Genomic DNA, 15,098 nt, shown 5'->3' on the forward strand with positions numbered 1-15,098 from the left:
ACCCATCCTGACTCATCGGCCCGTGCGATGGTGTGCCACCGGCGGAGAACACCTCTGGGGAGTGCCTCACAGTCGACCCACCTGATAGGGAACAATGGTCAGGTGACCAGGCCCGCCTCTGCCCGTGCCGCTCGTCTCGACCAGGTCTGCGCCGCCGCCGTCGAGGTGGCGCGTACCGGCATCACCGAGGTGGGTCCCGACGACATCGGCGACCATCTCCAGGCCGTCGCCGAGGGTGACCGTGTCGTCACCCACTACTTCGAGTGTCGGTTGGCAGGCTACCGCGGGTGGCGCTGGGCGGTCACCGTGACCCGGGTTGCGCGCAGCCGTACGGTCACGATCTGTGACACGGTTCTCCTCCCCGGCCCGGACGCGCTGCTCGCCCCCGGCTGGCTGCCCTGGCAGGAGCGGCTGAAGCCCGGCGACCTCGGGCCGGGGGACCTGCTGCCGACCCCGTCTGACGACGAGCGACTTCAACCCGGTTACCTGCTCTCCGACGACCCGGCGGTGGAGGAGGTCGCCTGGGAACTTGGGCTCGGCCGGCCCCGGGTGATGTCACGGGAGGGACGGATCGAGACGGCCCAACGCTGGTACGACGGAGACCACGGCCCCCTGGCGCCGATCTCCGCTTCCGCACCCGCCGCCGCCCGCTGTGGCACCTGCGGCTTCTATCTGCCACTCGCGGGCAGGCTGCGGCAGTGCTTCGGTGTCTGCGGCAACTTGTACGCGCCGGACGACGGCCGGGTGGTGAGCACCGATCACGGCTGCGGTGCCCACTCGGAAACCCTGGTCGAAGCCGACACGGCGGTCGACGAGATGCCCACGATCTACGACGACAGCGCGGTGGAGCCGATGGCGGTCAGCCGCGCCGACGGGTCCGTCGAGAGTGGTGAACCGGCAGAGTCCTACGGCCACTCCTGACCGCGACGGGCCACCGACGGTTCAACCGGCGGCGCGACGGCGACGGCGGTTCGCGTCGTGTCGCATCATCACCGCCAGACCGGGAAAGCCCCACAGGAAACCGGCAAGACATATCCAGAGCCAGTCCTCGTGGCCGGTAGCGACCAGCCGGTCGTGGAAGAACAGCAGCGCCAGTCCGGCGACGGCCCAGGCTGCCATCCCGGCGAGGGCGAACGGCACCATCGGCGGGTCGAGCGGTTCGGGGCGGGGTGGCGGGGCAGGCACCTGGTCAGCGTACGTGACCCCGCTTCCCGGCAGGCCGGCCATCTGCGACGATGCGCCCGACAATCCGATGATCCGCTGTGAGGTTCCCGATGGCAGTAGCGCCGCCCGACAACGGCACCCCACCTGACAACCGTGAGCCGCGCAACGGCTTCGACAGGTACTTTGAGATCTCGGCCCGCGGTTCGACGCTCACCCGCGAGGTGCGCGGTGGCTTGGCCACCTTCTTCACGATGGCGTACATCGTGGTGCTCAACCCGCTGATCCTCGGTAGCGCCGTCGACGGTGACGGCAACAACCTGCCGATCCCTGCGATCGCGGCGGCCACCGCTCTGGTCGCTGGTCTGATGACCATCCTGATGGGTGTGGTCGGCCGCTTCCCGCTGGCTGTCGCCGCCGGTCTCGGCGTCAACGCCCTGGTGGCGTACGAGATTGCGCCCGAGATGACTTGGGCCGACGCCATGGGTCTGGTGGTCATCGAAGGGCTGATCATCGCGGTGCTGGTGTTGACCGGGTTGCGTACCGCGGTGTTCCGTTCGGTGCCGACCCAGATGAAGACGGCGATCGGCGTCGGCATCGGCCTGTTCCTCACCATCATCGGCCTGGTGGACGCCGGGTTCGTCCGGCGGCTTCCGGATGCGGCGAACACCACCGTCCCGGTCGGTCTCGGCATCGGTGGCAAGCTCGTCAGCTGGCCGATGCTTGTCTTCGTGGTGGGTCTGCTGGTGACCTTGGTGCTTGTGGTGCGCCGGGTCAAGGGAGCCATCCTGGTGGGCATCCTGGCGTCAACGGTGCTGGCCATGCTGGTGGAGGCGGTGGGCAACATCGGCCCGTCCTTCGTCGACGGGGTGCCGAACCCGAAGGGGTGGTCGCTCAACGTCCCGACGTTGCCGAGTAACCCGTTCGACGTGCCGGACCTGTCCCTGCTCGGCCAGTTCAACGTGTTGGACTCGTGGGGGCGGGCCGGTTGGCTGGTCGTGTTGATGTTCATCTTCACCCTGCTGATCACCGACTTCTTCGACACGATGGGCACGATGGTGGCTGTCGGTCAGGAGGGCGGCATGCTCGACGAGCAGGGCACCCCGCCGCGTACCAGGGAGATCCTGCTTGTCGATTCGATCGCGGCGGCAGGTGGTGGTGCGGCGAGCGTCTCCAGCAACACGTCGTACATCGAGAGTGCCGCCGGTGTCGCGGAGGGCGCCCGCACCGGAGTCGCCAACCTCGTCACCGGTGTGCTCTTTCTGCTGGCCATGTTCCTGGCGCCGCTGGTGGTGGTCGTGCCGTTCGAGGCGGCGTCGGTCGCGCTCGTGGTGGTTGGTTTCCTGATGATGACGGCGGTACGGACGATCGACTGGTCTGACTACGAGATCGCCATCCCGGCCTTCCTCACGATCGTGTTGATGCCGTTCACCTACTCCATCTCGAACGGCATCGGTGCCGGTCTGATCGTGTACGTGGTGATCAAACTGGCGAAGGGCAAGTCCCGCGAGATCCATCCGTTGCTGTACGCGGTGGCGGCGCTGTTCGTGGTGTATTTCCTGCGCGGTCCGATCGAGACGCTGCTCTTCTGACAGCCGCCCGGGCCGGGCGTGTTGTACGCGCCCGGCCCGGAGCAGGGCGGACGTCGAGGTGAGCATGGTCATATCCGCTGCAGCCCGGCGGGCTCATTAGTTAGGCTAACTATCGTGACGGAGCGGACGGTGACGGCTCAGAGCATGCCACCGGCGCAACTGGCCCTCCAGTTGCGTGATGCGATCACCCGGTTGAACCGGCGGGTCCGCCAGGCCCGGCCGGTTGGTGACCTTACGGTCACCCAACTGTCCGCGCTCACCAGCCTTCGGTTGGCGGGCGCGCTCACGCCGCGGGAGCTCGCCGACGTCGAACGGGTGCAGCCACCGACGATGACGAAGATCGTCGCGAAGCTGGAGGAGCGCGGCCTGGTGCAGCGCACCCCGCACCCGACCGACGGCCGGCAGGTCATCCTCGCGACGACCGAGGGGGGCCGGGCCGTGCTCGACCAGTTCGAGCGGGTCCGGGACGAGTGGCTGGCCCACCGGCTCACCGAGCTGAGCGACGCCGACCGGGAGATCCTGCACCACGCCGCGGAGATCCTCCAACGGATCTCACGCGCCTGACGCCGCGCACCTGGTGTGCGCCCGCGCCGTGCCCGTCCGTCGTTGACGCGTACGACCGCGAGGAGGCGCACCAAGAGTGCAGGCGAGGTTGAGCACGATGTTCCAGTCCTTACAGGTCCGCAACTACCGGCTTTTCGCTTTCGGGCAACTGGTCAAGTTGATCGGTGTCTGGATGATGTTCATCGCCCAGGACTGGCTGGTCCTCGAACTTTCCGGCGACTCGGCCACCGCCCTCGGCGTGGTCGTCGCCCTGCAGTTCACCCCCGTGCTGCTGCTCACGCTGCTCTCCGGGCGGCTCGCCGACCGGTACGACAAGCGGATGCTGCTCTTCGTCGCCAACGCGTTCTGGACCGTGCTGTCGTTGGCCATGAGTCTGCTGGTCCTCACCGACCTGGTTCAGCTCTGGCACGTCTTCGTCTTCGCTGCACTGCTCGGCGTCGCCAACGCGATGGAGACCCCGGTACGACAGGCGTTCGTCTCCGAGCTGGTCGGCACGGCGCTGCTGCCCAACGCCCTCTCACTGAACGCCGCCGTGTTCAACTCGGCCAGGATCGTCGGCCCGGCCGTGGCCGGTCTGGCCATCGCCGCCTTCGACGTCGGGCCGGTCTTCCTCGTCACCGCGCTCAGCTCCGTCGCGCCGCTGGTGACGGTGATCCGGATGCGTCCGGCCGAGCTGCACCGGGAGCCGCTGCCACCCCGGGACGCGCGGGCCGCCGCGACCGTGCTCGACGGGCTACGGTACGTCGCCCGCCGTTCCGATCTGCTGCTACCGATGGTGGTGATGTCGGTGATCGGGATGTCGCTCTTCAACTTCCAGCTGACGCTGGCGGCCCTCGCCAAGACCGTCTTCAACACCGGTGCCGCCTCGTTCGGCCTGTTCAGCACGACGCTCGCGGCCGGTGCGCTTGTCGGTGCGCTGGCCGGGACCGGGCGGCGGAGCCGACCGTCGGTGTGGTTGGTGTTGGGTGCCGCCATCGGCTGCGGCACCTTCGGTACGCTCGTCGGGTTGGCCCCGGCGTACTGGATGGTGGTCGCCCTGTTGCCGCCGACGGGCTTCTTCACGGTCTACTTCGCCCAGGCGGCGAACCAGCGGGTGCAGCTCGGTACCGATGCCGCATTCCGTGGGCGGGTGATGGCGCTGTGGGTGTTGGTGTTCCTCGGCACCAACCCGGTCGGCGCGCCGATCATCGGCTGGGTGGCGGAGACCTTCGGCGCCGGTGCCAGCATCTGGGCCGGTGGCCTGCTCTCGCTCACCACCGCACTGCTGGCGTTGGTCTGGCAGCTACGCCGGGCCGGGGCTCGGCTGCGATTCCGCGTCCTTCCCCTGCCCCGTTTCTACGTCACCGAGATGTGACCGGAGCGCGGGCACCTCGACCCGGCCTGGGGCCCGTCGCGTCACCACAGCTTGCCGCCCGACGGATCCGATCCGGCGGGCCGCCGGTGCAGGTGGGCGCCGGGCCTGCGGGTCAGGATGACTCGCGGGCCGCCGGGCCGCTGCCGAAGAGGACGTCGTCCCAGCTGGGGAGGCGCTTGCGCGGCTTGCCGCCGGCCTCACCTGACTCGGTGGTGGAACTGGTCGGCGCGTTCGTGCGGCGGGGCCGCAGCACCGCCAAGGAGGGCACGGCCGGGACCTCCTTGGGCGCGTCCGCGTCGTCGTCGAAAGCCGAGCCCTGACCGCCGCCCAGCAGAGCCGCGGCGCCCCCGGCGACCGCCCGCTGGCGTTGCGCGTCCGTACCGCCGGCGAGCGCGGCCGGGGAGCGCGGTTCGAGACCACGGCCCGAGGTAGGGCCGAGAGGTCGGTCGAGGGAGGCGAGCAGGGCGTCGCGGCCGGCGCGGATCGGGTCACGACCCGATCGCCCCGGCTCAGCGGGCGAGGGCAGCCCGTGCCCACCCCGGCTGGGCTCGCCGCGCGACGGGACCGGCAGGGCATGGCCGCCCCGCTCCGGTGCCGGCTCCTGGCCCAGGATCGGTGTCGGGCGTTCGGCGCACAGATATTGCGCCATGTCGTCGTGCGGGGCGACCGACTGCCGGGCCTTGTCCAGATCCCAGACGGCCTGAGCGGTGGCCTTGCCGGACGGCCAGGTCGCCACGATCCGCCAGGTGCCGTCGTCACGTCGCCACGCGTCCCAGGAGATCTTCTCAGTGTCGATTCCGTGCTGGGCGAGCCGACCGTTCACCACCTCGGCCAGCGGCGTCGGCTTCTCGGCGCCCTTGAGCCGGGTGCGCCGGGCGTGCTGGGCGAGCATCGCGCGTTCCTGGAGCACCGGCCCGGCATAGCGGAGCACCCGGTCGACCGGAACACCGGCGATCCGGGCGACGTCCTCGGCGGACTCGCCGGAGCGGATCCGGGCCTGGATGTCCCGAGGGGACAGGGAGGGAACCGGGTCGGCGGCTGCTGCCACCGCAAGCGTGGGCGTGCCCGGCTCGGCGTGCAGTGCCCCGGAGACCCGCTCGTCCAACGGAAGGGCGAGCAGTCGCCCGACCTCGTCGGCGAGCACCAGGGCCTGGCCGTCCTCGGAGAGGGCGACGAAGCGTACTGGGCGCATCGCGTTGCCTCCGTCCCGCTTCGCTGGCCGTACGCCACGAGCCGGCCACCCGGGCGTTGCGCTCCACGGTACGCCCATCCGTCCCCGGGTGGGAGACGCCACGCCCGGGTACGCGGAAGATCCGCCTGCTCCGCCGCTGTCTGAGGGGTCAGCTGTCGACGGTTGACAGTGACGTGGTAGACGGTCCGAAGTGGTGTGGTGCCAGCCGGTTCCGGCGGATGGACGGACGTCGCAGAGACGCGGCCCCGACATCCGGTCGGGATGCCGAGGCCGCGACCACGCCTACCGGCGGTCCTGCAGTTGCTCGACGACGTAGTCGATGGACGCGGTGAGGGCCTCGACATCCGCCGGCTCGACGGCCGGGAACAGCGCCACCCGCAGCTGGTTGCGACCCAGCTTGCGGTATGGCTCGGTGTCGACGATGCCGTTTGCACGCAGCGCCTTGGCGATCGCACCGGCGTCCACCCCGTCGGCGAAGTCGACGGTGGCGACCACGTTGGAGCGCAGCGCCGGGTCGGTGACGAACGGCGTGGCGAAGGAGGACCGCTCCGCCCAGCCGTAGACGACCGCGGCGCTCTCGGCGGTGCGCTTGGCCGCCCAGGCCAGACCGCCCTGGGAATTCATCCAGTCGGTCTGCTCCGCGGCGAGGAAGATGGTCGCCAGCGCCGGGGTGTTGTACGTCTGCTCGAGCCGCGAGTTGTCGATCGCGGTGACCAGGTCGAGGAAGGCCGGGATGTACCTCCCCGAGGCCTTGACCTCGGCGGCCCGTTCCAGTGCGGCCGGCGACATCAGGGCCAACCAGAGCCCGCCGTCGGAGCCGAAGCACTTCTGGGGGGCGAAGTAGTACACGTCGGTCTCGCCGACGTTGACCTCGAGCCCACCGGCGCCGGAGGTGGCGTCGACCAACAGCAGCGAGCCGGGGTCGGCGCCGGTGACCCGGCGGATCGGCACCGCGACGCCGGTCGAGGTCTCGTTGTGCGGAGTGGCGTAGACGTCCACGCCCGCCTCGGCGACAAGAGCCGGGGCGCTGCCCGCGTCGGACTTGCGGACCGTCGGCTCACCGAGGAAGGGCGCGTCCTTGACGGCCTTGGCGAACTTGGCGCCGAACTCACCGAAGCTGGCGAACTGCGCCCGGTCGCGGATCAGACCGAACGTGGCGACCTCCCAGAAGGCGGTGGTGCCACCGTTGCCGATGACCACCTCGTAACCCTCGGGGAGGGAGAAGAACTGGGCGATGCCGGAACGCAGCCGGGCCACCTGGTCGCGGACGGTCTTCTGCCGGTGCGAGGTGCCCAGATAGCTCGTGGCCACCTCGGCGAGCGCGGAGACCGCCGCCGGACGGACCTTGGACGGCCCGCAGCCGAAGCGGCCGTCGGCGGGCTTGATCTCGTCGGGAATCCGGATGGTCGGTGCGTCAGCCACGGTCTTGAAGATCCTTCCGAATGGGCGGGGCGGGCCCGGTCACGCCGGTACGAATCAAGGACGCCGTGCCCGATCGTACGACTCGGTCAGGGATCCGGGCCCCGGTCCGGCGACACTGCCGATCCTCATCCTCGCACCAGAGCCGACCCGACCGGCCGCTGGTCCCACGACCGGGTTTGAGTCCTGCGCCACATCGCCAGTGTCCAACGGACGTGGCCCGTACCCGGGCGTGCCCATCGAGCACGGGTCGGCGTTGCACGGCGCGGAGACCCAGGCCTGAGCCAGGATCTCCGCGCTACGTCGACAGGGGCCCCTTCACGACCGGAGGCGTCAGGAAGGTGCCCTTCTCCGCGTGCGGCTCAGACGTCGTGCGGGACAGCGTCCCAGCCGTCGACCTCGTGGGGCTTGCGGGTGCCCGGGCCCACGTAGCGGGCGGAGGGACGGACCAGCCGCCGGAGCTTCTTCTGCTCCAGGACGTGTGCGCTCCAGCCGCCCATCCGGGCGCAGGTGAACATGGAGGTGAACATGTGCGCCGGTACCTCGGCGAAGTCGAGCACCACGGCCGACCAGAACTCCACGTTCGTGGCGAGCACCCGGTCCGGCCGGCGGGACTGCAACTCGGCGAGGGCCGCCTTCTCCAGGGCCTCGGCGACCTCGAAGCGCGGGGCGCCCAGTTCCTTGGCGGTGCGCCGGAGCACCCGGGCACGTGGATCCTCGGCTCGGTAGACCCGGTGACCGAAGCCCATCAGCCGCTCACCCCGGTCGAGCACCCCCTTGACGTAGCCCTCCGCGTCGCCGCTGCGCTCGACCGACTCCAGCATGGTCAGCACCCGGGACGGTGCGCCGCCGTGCAGCGGGCCGGAGAGCGCACCGATGCCCGAGGAGATGCAGGCGGCGGCGTCCGCGCCGGTGGAGGCGACGATCCGGGCGGTGAAGGTGGAGGCGTTGAGCCCGTGCTCGGCGGCCGAGATGAAGTACGCGTCGACGGCCTTGACGTGCCGGGGGTCGGGCTCCCCGCGCCACCGTTTCATGAAACGCTCGACGACCGTCTCTGCCTTGTCTATCTCCTTCTGCGGCACGGCCGGCAGCCCAAGGCCGCGAGCGGACTGGGCGACGAAGGAGAGTGCGGTGACCGACACCCGGGCAAGGTCCTCGCGGGCCTGTTCGTCGGAGATGTCCAGCAGCTGCTGCAAACCCCAGTACGGAGCGAGCATGGCAACCGCGGACTGCACGTCGACCCGGATGTCGCCGGAGTGCACCGGCACCGGGAAGGGCTCGGCGGGTGGCAGGCCGGGGCCGAAGCGGCCGTCGACGAGCAGCGCCCAGACGTTGCCGAAGGAGACCTGGCCGATCAGGTCCTCGATGTCGACCCCGCGATAGCGCAGCGCGCCGCCTTCGCGGTCGGGTTCGGCGATCTCGGTTTCGAAGGCTACGACGCCCTCAAGTCCGGGTTTGAAGTCGGCCATGTCACTACTCCTGGTGTGTGGTCGGTGCGCCCGCCCGGGCTCGGTGTCCCGGCCCCGGCCGGGTGAGCGCCTTAGGCGACCCTCAGGGATGTGTTCGTGACATCTTGCCTGCTGGTGGCCGGGCGCGCGAGACGCTGCGGATGTGCTGCTCGCGACATCCCGCTTGCCGGGCCACCTTCGGCATCGATAAGACTAAGCCGGCCGGGCTGGTCGCCGGGCGCGTACCGGCTCGACAGGACAGGAGCGCGAACGTGATGGGGGACACACCCGTGCCGGCCGGCATGCGGCACGAGTACGCCGCCGAGGCCGGTCTGACGGAGAGCGATCTGGCCGCCGACTGGTACGCCCAGTTCGACAGGTGGTTCGCCGACGCGGTCGCCGCCGAACTGCCCGAGCCGAACGCCATGGTGTTCGGCACCGCCGACGCCACCGGTCGACCGAGCGCGCGGACGGTGCTGCTGAAGGGTTACGACCCGCAGGGCTTCGTGCTGTACACCAACTACGACTCCCGAAAGGGTGCCGAGCTGGCCGTCAACCCGTATGCGAGTCTGCTCTTCCCCTGGTTCCCGATGCAGCGGCAGGTGATCGTCGCCGGTTCGGTGGAACGGATCGACCGGGCGGACACCGAGGCGTACTTCGCCAGCCGGCCGCGCGGCTCGCAACTCGGTGCCTGGGCCAGTGCGCAGTCGTCGGTGTTGCCGGACCGGGCCGCCCTCGACGACGCGTACCGGGTCGCGGCCGAGCGCTTCGCCGACGTGGACCCGATTCCCGCTCCGCCGTACTGGGGCGGACTGCGGGTACGGCCCGACACGGTGGAGTTCTGGCAGGGCCGGGCCAGTCGGCTGCACGACCGGCTGCGGTTCCGGCGTACCGGTGCGAGCTGGGTCGTGGAGCGGCTGGCACCGTGACCGTCGGCAGCAGACACCGGCCGCGCGAGCAGCGCCGTTGGGCGATCGACCTACGTCCGCTGCGGGTGCCGGCCTACCGGCGGCTCTGGGTCGGCAACACCGTGGCCATGTTCGGCTTCCAGCTGACCGCGGTCGCCGTTCCGGTGGAGATGTACGCGTTGACCCGGGACTCGCTCTGGGTCGGTCTGCTGGGGATCGCTGGTTTCGTGCCGCTGTTGGTCTTCGGGCTGTGGGGCGGGGCGGTGGCCGACGCGCGGGACCGGAGGCGGGTGCTGCTGGGTGGCTCGGCGCTGCTGTGGACGTCGATGCTCGGGCTGTTCGGGCACGCGTTGCTCGGCATCGGTAGCCCGGTGCTGCTGCTGGCGCTGGTGACCCTCCACTCGACCGCGTTCGCGATCAGCGCACCGGCGCGCAGCGCGATCCTGCCCCGGCTGCTACCACTGGAGCTGGTACCGGCCGGTGCCACCCTCAACTACACGACCTTCACCGGCGCGTCGGTGGTCGGGCCCATGGCCGCCGGGTTGATCTTCGCGGCCTTCGGTACGGACCGGGGACTGCCGATCGCCTACGCGGTGGATGCGGTGCTGTTCACCGCGCTGCTGGTGGCCACCGTCCGGCTCCCCGCGATGCCGCCCGAGCAGAGTGTCGACGGCGAAGCGAACCGGGGTGGGCTACGCGGTGTGGTGGACGGCTTCCGTTACCTGGCCACCACACCGGTGCTGCTGTTGTCGTTCGCCATCGACCTGATCGCGATGATCCTGGCGATGCCCCGGGCGCTCTTTCCCGAGGTGGCGCAGGAGCGCTTCGGCGGCGACGCGGCGGTGGGCTGGCTGTTCAGTGCCATCGCGATCGGCGCGATGTTGGGTGGGCTGACCTCCGGATGGATCGGCCGGCTTCGCCGACAGGGCCTGGTGCTGGTGCTGGCCGTCGTGGGCTGGGGGGCGGCCATCGCGGCGGCGGGGCTGGCCCGACAACTGTGGTTGATGGTTCTGTTGCTCGCGGTCGCCGGTGCGGCGGACCTGGTGAGCGCCGTGGTACGCCAGTCCATGTTGTTGATCTACGCGCCGGACCGGATGCGCGGCCGGCTCCAGGGCGTCAACACCGTCGTGGTGGCCGGCGGGCCTCGCCTGGGTGACCTGCGGGCAGGCGCGATGGCGGCCGGGTTCGGCAGCGGCGTCGCCTGGATCGGTGGCGGTGTCGCGGCGGCGGTACTCGCGGTGCTGCTCGTCGTGGCCTTTCCGGCGTTGACCCGCTACCGGCCACCGAGCGCAGCGAGTGGACACGAGCATGACGAGGGCCGTCGACCGCAACGAGCGGACAACGGCGTCGGCAGTTAGGGTCTGGCGACATGGACAGCCGCGATCCGCTCCCCCTGTCGGGAACGCAGTGGAGCATTTCAGCCGCAGGCCACGAGGCGGTCATAGTCGAGGTGGGTGGTGGGCTCCGCGCCTACCGTCAGGACGGGGTCGACCATCTCGACGGGTACGCCACCGACGAGGTGTGCCCGGGCTCGGCGGGCCAGGTGCTGGCACCCTGGCCGAATCGGATCCGCGACGGTGTCTACACCTTCGGCGGGCAGTCGAGGCAGCTGAATCTGACCGAGCCGGAGCGGCACAACGCCATCCACGGCCTGGTGAACTGGGCGTCGTGGCACCTCGTCGAGCAGCGACCGGACGAGGTCACGGTCGGCCACGACCTGCTGCCACAGCCCGGGTACCCGTGGCCGCTGCGGCTGCGGACCAGGTGGAGCGTGGGATCCGACGGGCTTCGGGCTGAGCACGAGGTCACGAACGTCGGCACCGAGGTGGTGCCCTTCGGTTTCTCCGTGCATCCCTACCTTCGGCTGCCGGGCGTGGCGGTGGAGGACGTCGCGTTGCGCGTACCCGGGCGAACCCGGCTGATGGTTGACGGTCGGTCACTGCCGGTCGGTGCGGCCGTGGTGGCTGGCACCGAGTACGACTACACCGAGTCGCGGCGGATCGGCGACACGGTGCTGGACACCGCTTTCGGGCAGGTGGACCGGGACTCCGACGGTGGCTCTTCGGTGACCCTGACCGGGCCGGATCCCGGGACCGGGCTGCGGATCTGGGCCGACGGGCAGTTCGGCTGGTGGCAGGTCTTCACCGGGGACACCCTCACCGGCGAGCGGTGTCGCCGGTCGGTGGCGGTGGAGCCGATGACCTGTCCGCCGGACGCCTTCCGGTCGGGCCGGGATCTCATCATCCTGGCGCCGGGAGACACCTGGCGTGGGAACTGGGGCATCCGGCCCGGTGTCTGAGCGTCCGGTCACCAACGGGCAGGCAAGCTGAGGGAGTGTGGCGTGGAGTTCGCGGAGGTGGTCCGGCGACGCCGGATGGTGCGCAACTACGACCCGGACCGGCCGGTCCCGCCGGAGGTGCTGGAACGGTTGCTCGAGCACGCGGTGCGGGCACCCTCGGCCGGGTTCTCGCAGGGTTGGGGGTTCCTGGTGCTGGAGTCGCCGGAGGACCGGGAACTTTTCTGGACGGCCAGCACCCCGCAGGGCGGTGGGATGCAGCGGTGGCTCACCGGGATGCGCCGTGCCCCACTGATCGTGGTGCCGCACGCCAACCGCTCGGTCTACCTGGAACGGTACGCGGAGCCGGACAAGGGCTGGGCGGACCGGTCGACGGACCGCTGGCCGGTGCCCTACTGGTTCGTGGACACCGGCTTCGCAGCGCTGCTGATGATGCTCACCGCCGTGGACGAAGGGCTCGGCTCCTGCTTCTTCGGCATCCCGCCGCAGCGGCTGGAGTCCTACCGGGAGGCGTTCGGTGTGCCGGAGGCGTACCACCCGATCGGTGCGCTCACTGTCGGTTATCGAGCTGCTGACCACCGGTCACCGTCGCTGCGCCGCGGACGTCGTCCCGTGGACGAGGTCGTCCGGCGGGGACGCTGGAGCTGACCCGAACCGTCGGCTTCGTCCGGTTGGGAACCGGACGAGCGGTGGCGAAACTGGCAGCAGGGATCAGAACGTGGGGTGCTGGGTCCGGCTACGCTGGCACGGTCATCGGCGCCGCAGGTCGCGGCGTTGTGCCGCGAACCGGTCGGCAGGGGAGGGGAGCGTGCCGTCTTGATCTTCAGAGCGGTCCGGGACGGTCGTCCCTATCCGGAACACAACCTGACCCTGAAGCAGTGGGCAGAGATCCCGCCCCGCCCGCTGCGCCTGGATCAGCTCATCACCACCAAGCGCGAGTTGGCACTCGACAAGCTCCTCGCCGAGGACTCCACTTTCTACGGTGACCTGTTCCCGCACGTGGTGCAGTGGAACGGTGGCCTCTACCTGGAGGACGGCCTGCACCGGGCACTGCGGGCCGCGCTGCAACAGCGAAACCAGATCCACGCCCGGGTGTTCCTGCTCGCCGAGGCTATCGAGTGAGTCCGGCTGACCTACTCGACCTGGACGCGTCGCTCACCGAGGAGGAGCGGGCGATCCGCACCGTCGTGCGTCAGCTGGTCGACGATCTGGTCCGTCCGCATGTCGCCGGCTGGTACGAGGCCGGTCAGGTACCGGCCCGCGAACTGGCCCGGGAGTTCGGCAAGCTCGGCCTGCTCGGCATGCATCTGACCGGTTACGGGTGTGCCGGCTCGACGGCGGTCGCGTACGGCCTGGCCTGCCTGGAGCTGGAGGCCGGTGACTCCGGTGTACGGTCACTTGTCTCCGTGCAGGGCTCGCTGGCCATGTACGCGATCTGGCGTTACGGCAGCGAGGAACAGAAGCAGCTGTGGCTGCCGGCAATGGCTGCCGGCGAGGCGATCGGCGCGTTCGGGCTGACCGAGCCGGATCACGGCTCCGACCCGGCGTCGATGGTCACCCGGGCACGTCGCGACGGCGACGACTGGGTGCTCGACGGCAGCAAAATGTGGATCACCAACGCGCCGATCGCCCAGGTAGCGGTGGTATGGGCACGTACCGACTCGGGCGTGCGGGGATTCGTCGTACCGATGGACACGCCGGGGGTGACGGCGCGGGAGATCACCCGGAAGATGTCGCTGCGTGCCTCGCTGACCGGCGAGATCTCCCTCGATGAGGTCCGGCTGCCGGCGGATGCGCAGCTACCCGACGCGACCGGGTTGAAGGCACCGCTGAGCTGCCTGACGGAGGCCCGGTACGGCATCGTCTGGGGCGCGCTCGGAGCGGCCCGCGACTGTCTGGAAACCGCGTTGGCGTACGCGACGACCCGCACCCAGTTCGGTCGGCCGCTGGCCGGCTTTCAGCTCACCCAGGCCAAGCTCGCCGACATGGCGGTCGAGTGGAACAAGGGCTGTCTGCTGGCGCTCCAGCTCGGCCGGCTGGCCGACGGCGGGAAACTGCGCCCCGAACAGGTGAGCGTCGGCAAGCTGAACAATGTGCGGGAGGCGCTGGCCATCGCCCGGCAGTGTCGGACGATTCTCGGCGCCAACGGGGTTTCCGGGGATTATCCGGTGATGCGGCACGCCAACAACCTGGAGAGCGTGCTGACCTACGAGGGCACCTCGGAGATCCACCAGCTGGTCGTCGGGCAGCGGCTCACCGGCGTTTCGGCGTTCACCTGAACTGGGCCTGCCTCGTCTGACGGGGCTCGGCGAGCGGCTGTCGTACGTTGGGCTTACGGTCAACACAGAGACGGCGTCTGACGAGGACGGTGAGGGCGATGGCACGCGACGGCGACATCAACGAGCCCACCAGCACTTTTGCCGACGAGCGGTCGGGCGAGGTGCTCACCGACGCCCCGGAGACACCACCGCAGGCGCGGTCCGGCGGCGGCGCGGTCCGCGCCCTGCTCTGGGTGCTCGGTGCGGCGGCGCTGGCGGTGGTGGTGCTGCTCGGTGTGCAGACGACCGGGATCCTGCCCGAGTTCCGTAACCCGTTCACCAAGGAACAGACCGACCGTACGCAGCCCGCACTGCTTGAGTCGATGCAGGACCTCAGTCGTTACGTGGCCGCCGAGGGCAACTTCCAGGTCGTGGTCGACCTGCAGAACGATCGACGAAACGTACCGGACTGGCTGCTCAACGACCGGACCCTGTTCGTCGGGTCGGGCAGCGTCGAGGCGTACGTCGACTTTGCCACCCTGACCGAGGGTGCGCTCGTGCAGTCGGCCGACGGCAGGTCCGTCGAGATCAAGCTGCCCGCGCCGCAACTTGCCGAAACCAACCTCGACCTGGAGAAGAGTTACGTCTTCGCGGAGGAACGCGGCCTACTCAATCGCGTGGGTGATCTGATCGGCGGCGACCCCAACCGGCAGCAGGAGGTCTACCGGCTGGCCGAGGATCGGATCACCGCGGCGGCCCGGGACAGCGGCCTGAGTGCCCGGGCCGAGGAGAACACCCGCAAGATGCTGGAGGGGCTGCTCCGCTCGCTCGGATTCGAACAGGTCACCATCACCTACGTCGCCCCCTGACCGACCGGTCACCCGCCACCGAAGCGGCAGGCCCGGT

General features: G+C 70.1%; 15 protein-coding genes. 11 read left to right on the plus strand and 4 right to left on the minus strand.

Translation table 11 applies throughout. From position 1 onward, the window contains the following. Positions 1-27: 27 nt before the first annotated feature. Positions 28-921, plus strand: a complete 894-nt coding sequence (locus HCA58_RS15645) for a DUF3027 domain-containing protein (RefSeq protein ID WP_205808757.1) — start codon at positions 28-30, stop codon at positions 919-921. Positions 922-942: 21 nt separating this feature from the next. Here HCA58_RS15645 and HCA58_RS15650 read toward each other — a convergent pair whose 3' ends face one another. Continuing rightward, complete coding sequence (locus HCA58_RS15650) at positions 943-1,185, minus strand: DUF2530 domain-containing protein (RefSeq protein WP_346776001.1); 243 nt, start codon at positions 1,183-1,185, stop codon at positions 943-945. An 89-nt stretch (positions 1,186-1,274) separates the two neighbouring features. On the opposite strand from HCA58_RS15650, the gene HCA58_RS15655 reads away from it, so the two are divergent. The 3 genes from HCA58_RS15655 to HCA58_RS15665 all read left to right on the plus strand — a co-directional run bounded on the left by HCA58_RS15655 (position 1,275) and on the right by HCA58_RS15665 (position 4,671). Next, complete coding sequence (locus HCA58_RS15655) at positions 1,275-2,753, plus strand: NCS2 family permease (RefSeq protein ID WP_169598572.1); 1,479 nt, start codon at positions 1,275-1,277, stop codon at positions 2,751-2,753. Positions 2,754-2,867: 114 nt separating this feature from the next. Beyond that, on the plus strand, positions 2,868-3,317 hold the full coding sequence (locus HCA58_RS15660) for a MarR family transcriptional regulator (protein ID WP_169598573.1): 450 nt from the start codon (positions 2,868-2,870) through the stop codon (positions 3,315-3,317). A gap of 76 nt (positions 3,318-3,393) precedes the next feature. Continuing rightward, complete coding sequence (locus HCA58_RS15665) at positions 3,394-4,671, plus strand: MFS transporter (protein WP_169598574.1); 1,278 nt, start codon at positions 3,394-3,396, stop codon at positions 4,669-4,671. A gap of 112 nt (positions 4,672-4,783) precedes the next feature. Here the strand turns inward: HCA58_RS15665 and sepH are convergent, their stop codons facing one another. The 3 genes from sepH to HCA58_RS15680 all read right to left on the minus strand — a co-directional run bounded on the left by sepH (position 4,784) and on the right by HCA58_RS15680 (position 8,751). Continuing rightward, on the minus strand, positions 4,784-5,863 hold the full coding sequence (sepH, locus tag HCA58_RS15670) for a septation protein SepH (RefSeq protein ID WP_169598575.1): 1,080 nt from the start codon (positions 5,861-5,863) through the stop codon (positions 4,784-4,786). Between the two features lie 282 nt (positions 5,864-6,145). Next, positions 6,146-7,285, minus strand: a complete 1,140-nt coding sequence (gene serC / locus HCA58_RS15675) for a phosphoserine transaminase (RefSeq protein ID WP_169598576.1) — start codon at positions 7,283-7,285, stop codon at positions 6,146-6,148. 359 nt (positions 7,286-7,644) lie between these two features. Next, positions 7,645-8,751, minus strand: a complete 1,107-nt coding sequence (locus tag HCA58_RS15680) for a citrate synthase 2 (RefSeq protein ID WP_169598577.1) — start codon at positions 8,749-8,751, stop codon at positions 7,645-7,647. Between the two features lie 254 nt (positions 8,752-9,005). Here HCA58_RS15680 and pdxH point away from each other — a divergent pair, with 254 nt between their 5' ends. The 7 genes from pdxH to HCA58_RS15715 all read left to right on the plus strand — a co-directional run bounded on the left by pdxH (position 9,006) and on the right by HCA58_RS15715 (position 15,061). Next, positions 9,006-9,659, plus strand: coding sequence for a pyridoxamine 5'-phosphate oxidase (gene pdxH, locus HCA58_RS15685; RefSeq protein WP_240956287.1), 654 nt, complete (start codon positions 9,006-9,008; stop codon positions 9,657-9,659). After that, positions 9,656-10,996 carry an MFS transporter gene (locus HCA58_RS15690; RefSeq protein WP_169598578.1) on the plus strand — a complete coding sequence of 447 codons (1,341 nt, stop codon included), beginning with the start codon at positions 9,656-9,658 and terminating at the stop codon, positions 10,994-10,996. Before pdxH ends, HCA58_RS15690 begins: the two co-directional genes overlap by 4 nt. Positions 10,997-11,007: 11 nt before the next feature. Continuing rightward, positions 11,008-11,937 (plus strand): aldose 1-epimerase family protein, encoded by a 930-nt coding sequence (locus tag HCA58_RS15695; RefSeq protein ID WP_169598579.1) that lies wholly within the window; start codon positions 11,008-11,010, stop codon positions 11,935-11,937. Positions 11,938-11,979: 42 nt separating this feature from the next. After that, on the plus strand, positions 11,980-12,582 hold the full coding sequence (locus HCA58_RS15700) for a nitroreductase family protein (protein WP_169598580.1): 603 nt from the start codon (positions 11,980-11,982) through the stop codon (positions 12,580-12,582). Between the two features lie 168 nt (positions 12,583-12,750). After that, the gene (locus HCA58_RS15705; protein ID WP_169598581.1) at positions 12,751-13,056 is read left to right on the plus strand and encodes a type II toxin-antitoxin system VapB family antitoxin; all 306 of its coding nucleotides are present in this window, start codon (positions 12,751-12,753) and stop codon (positions 13,054-13,056) included. Then, the gene (locus HCA58_RS15710; protein ID WP_169598582.1) at positions 13,053-14,213 is read left to right on the plus strand and encodes an acyl-CoA dehydrogenase family protein; all 1,161 of its coding nucleotides are present in this window, start codon (positions 13,053-13,055) and stop codon (positions 14,211-14,213) included. Before HCA58_RS15705 ends, HCA58_RS15710 begins: the two co-directional genes overlap by 4 nt. A 98-nt stretch (positions 14,214-14,311) precedes the next feature. After that, positions 14,312-15,061 (plus strand): DUF4230 domain-containing protein, encoded by a 750-nt coding sequence (locus HCA58_RS15715; protein ID WP_169598583.1) that lies wholly within the window; start codon positions 14,312-14,314, stop codon positions 15,059-15,061. The last annotated feature ends 37 nt before the right edge of the window (positions 15,062-15,098 follow it).

It is taken from the genome of Micromonospora sp. HNM0581 (genome assembly GCF_012726175.1).
GTDB lineage: Bacteria > Actinomycetota > Actinomycetes > Mycobacteriales > Micromonosporaceae > Micromonospora.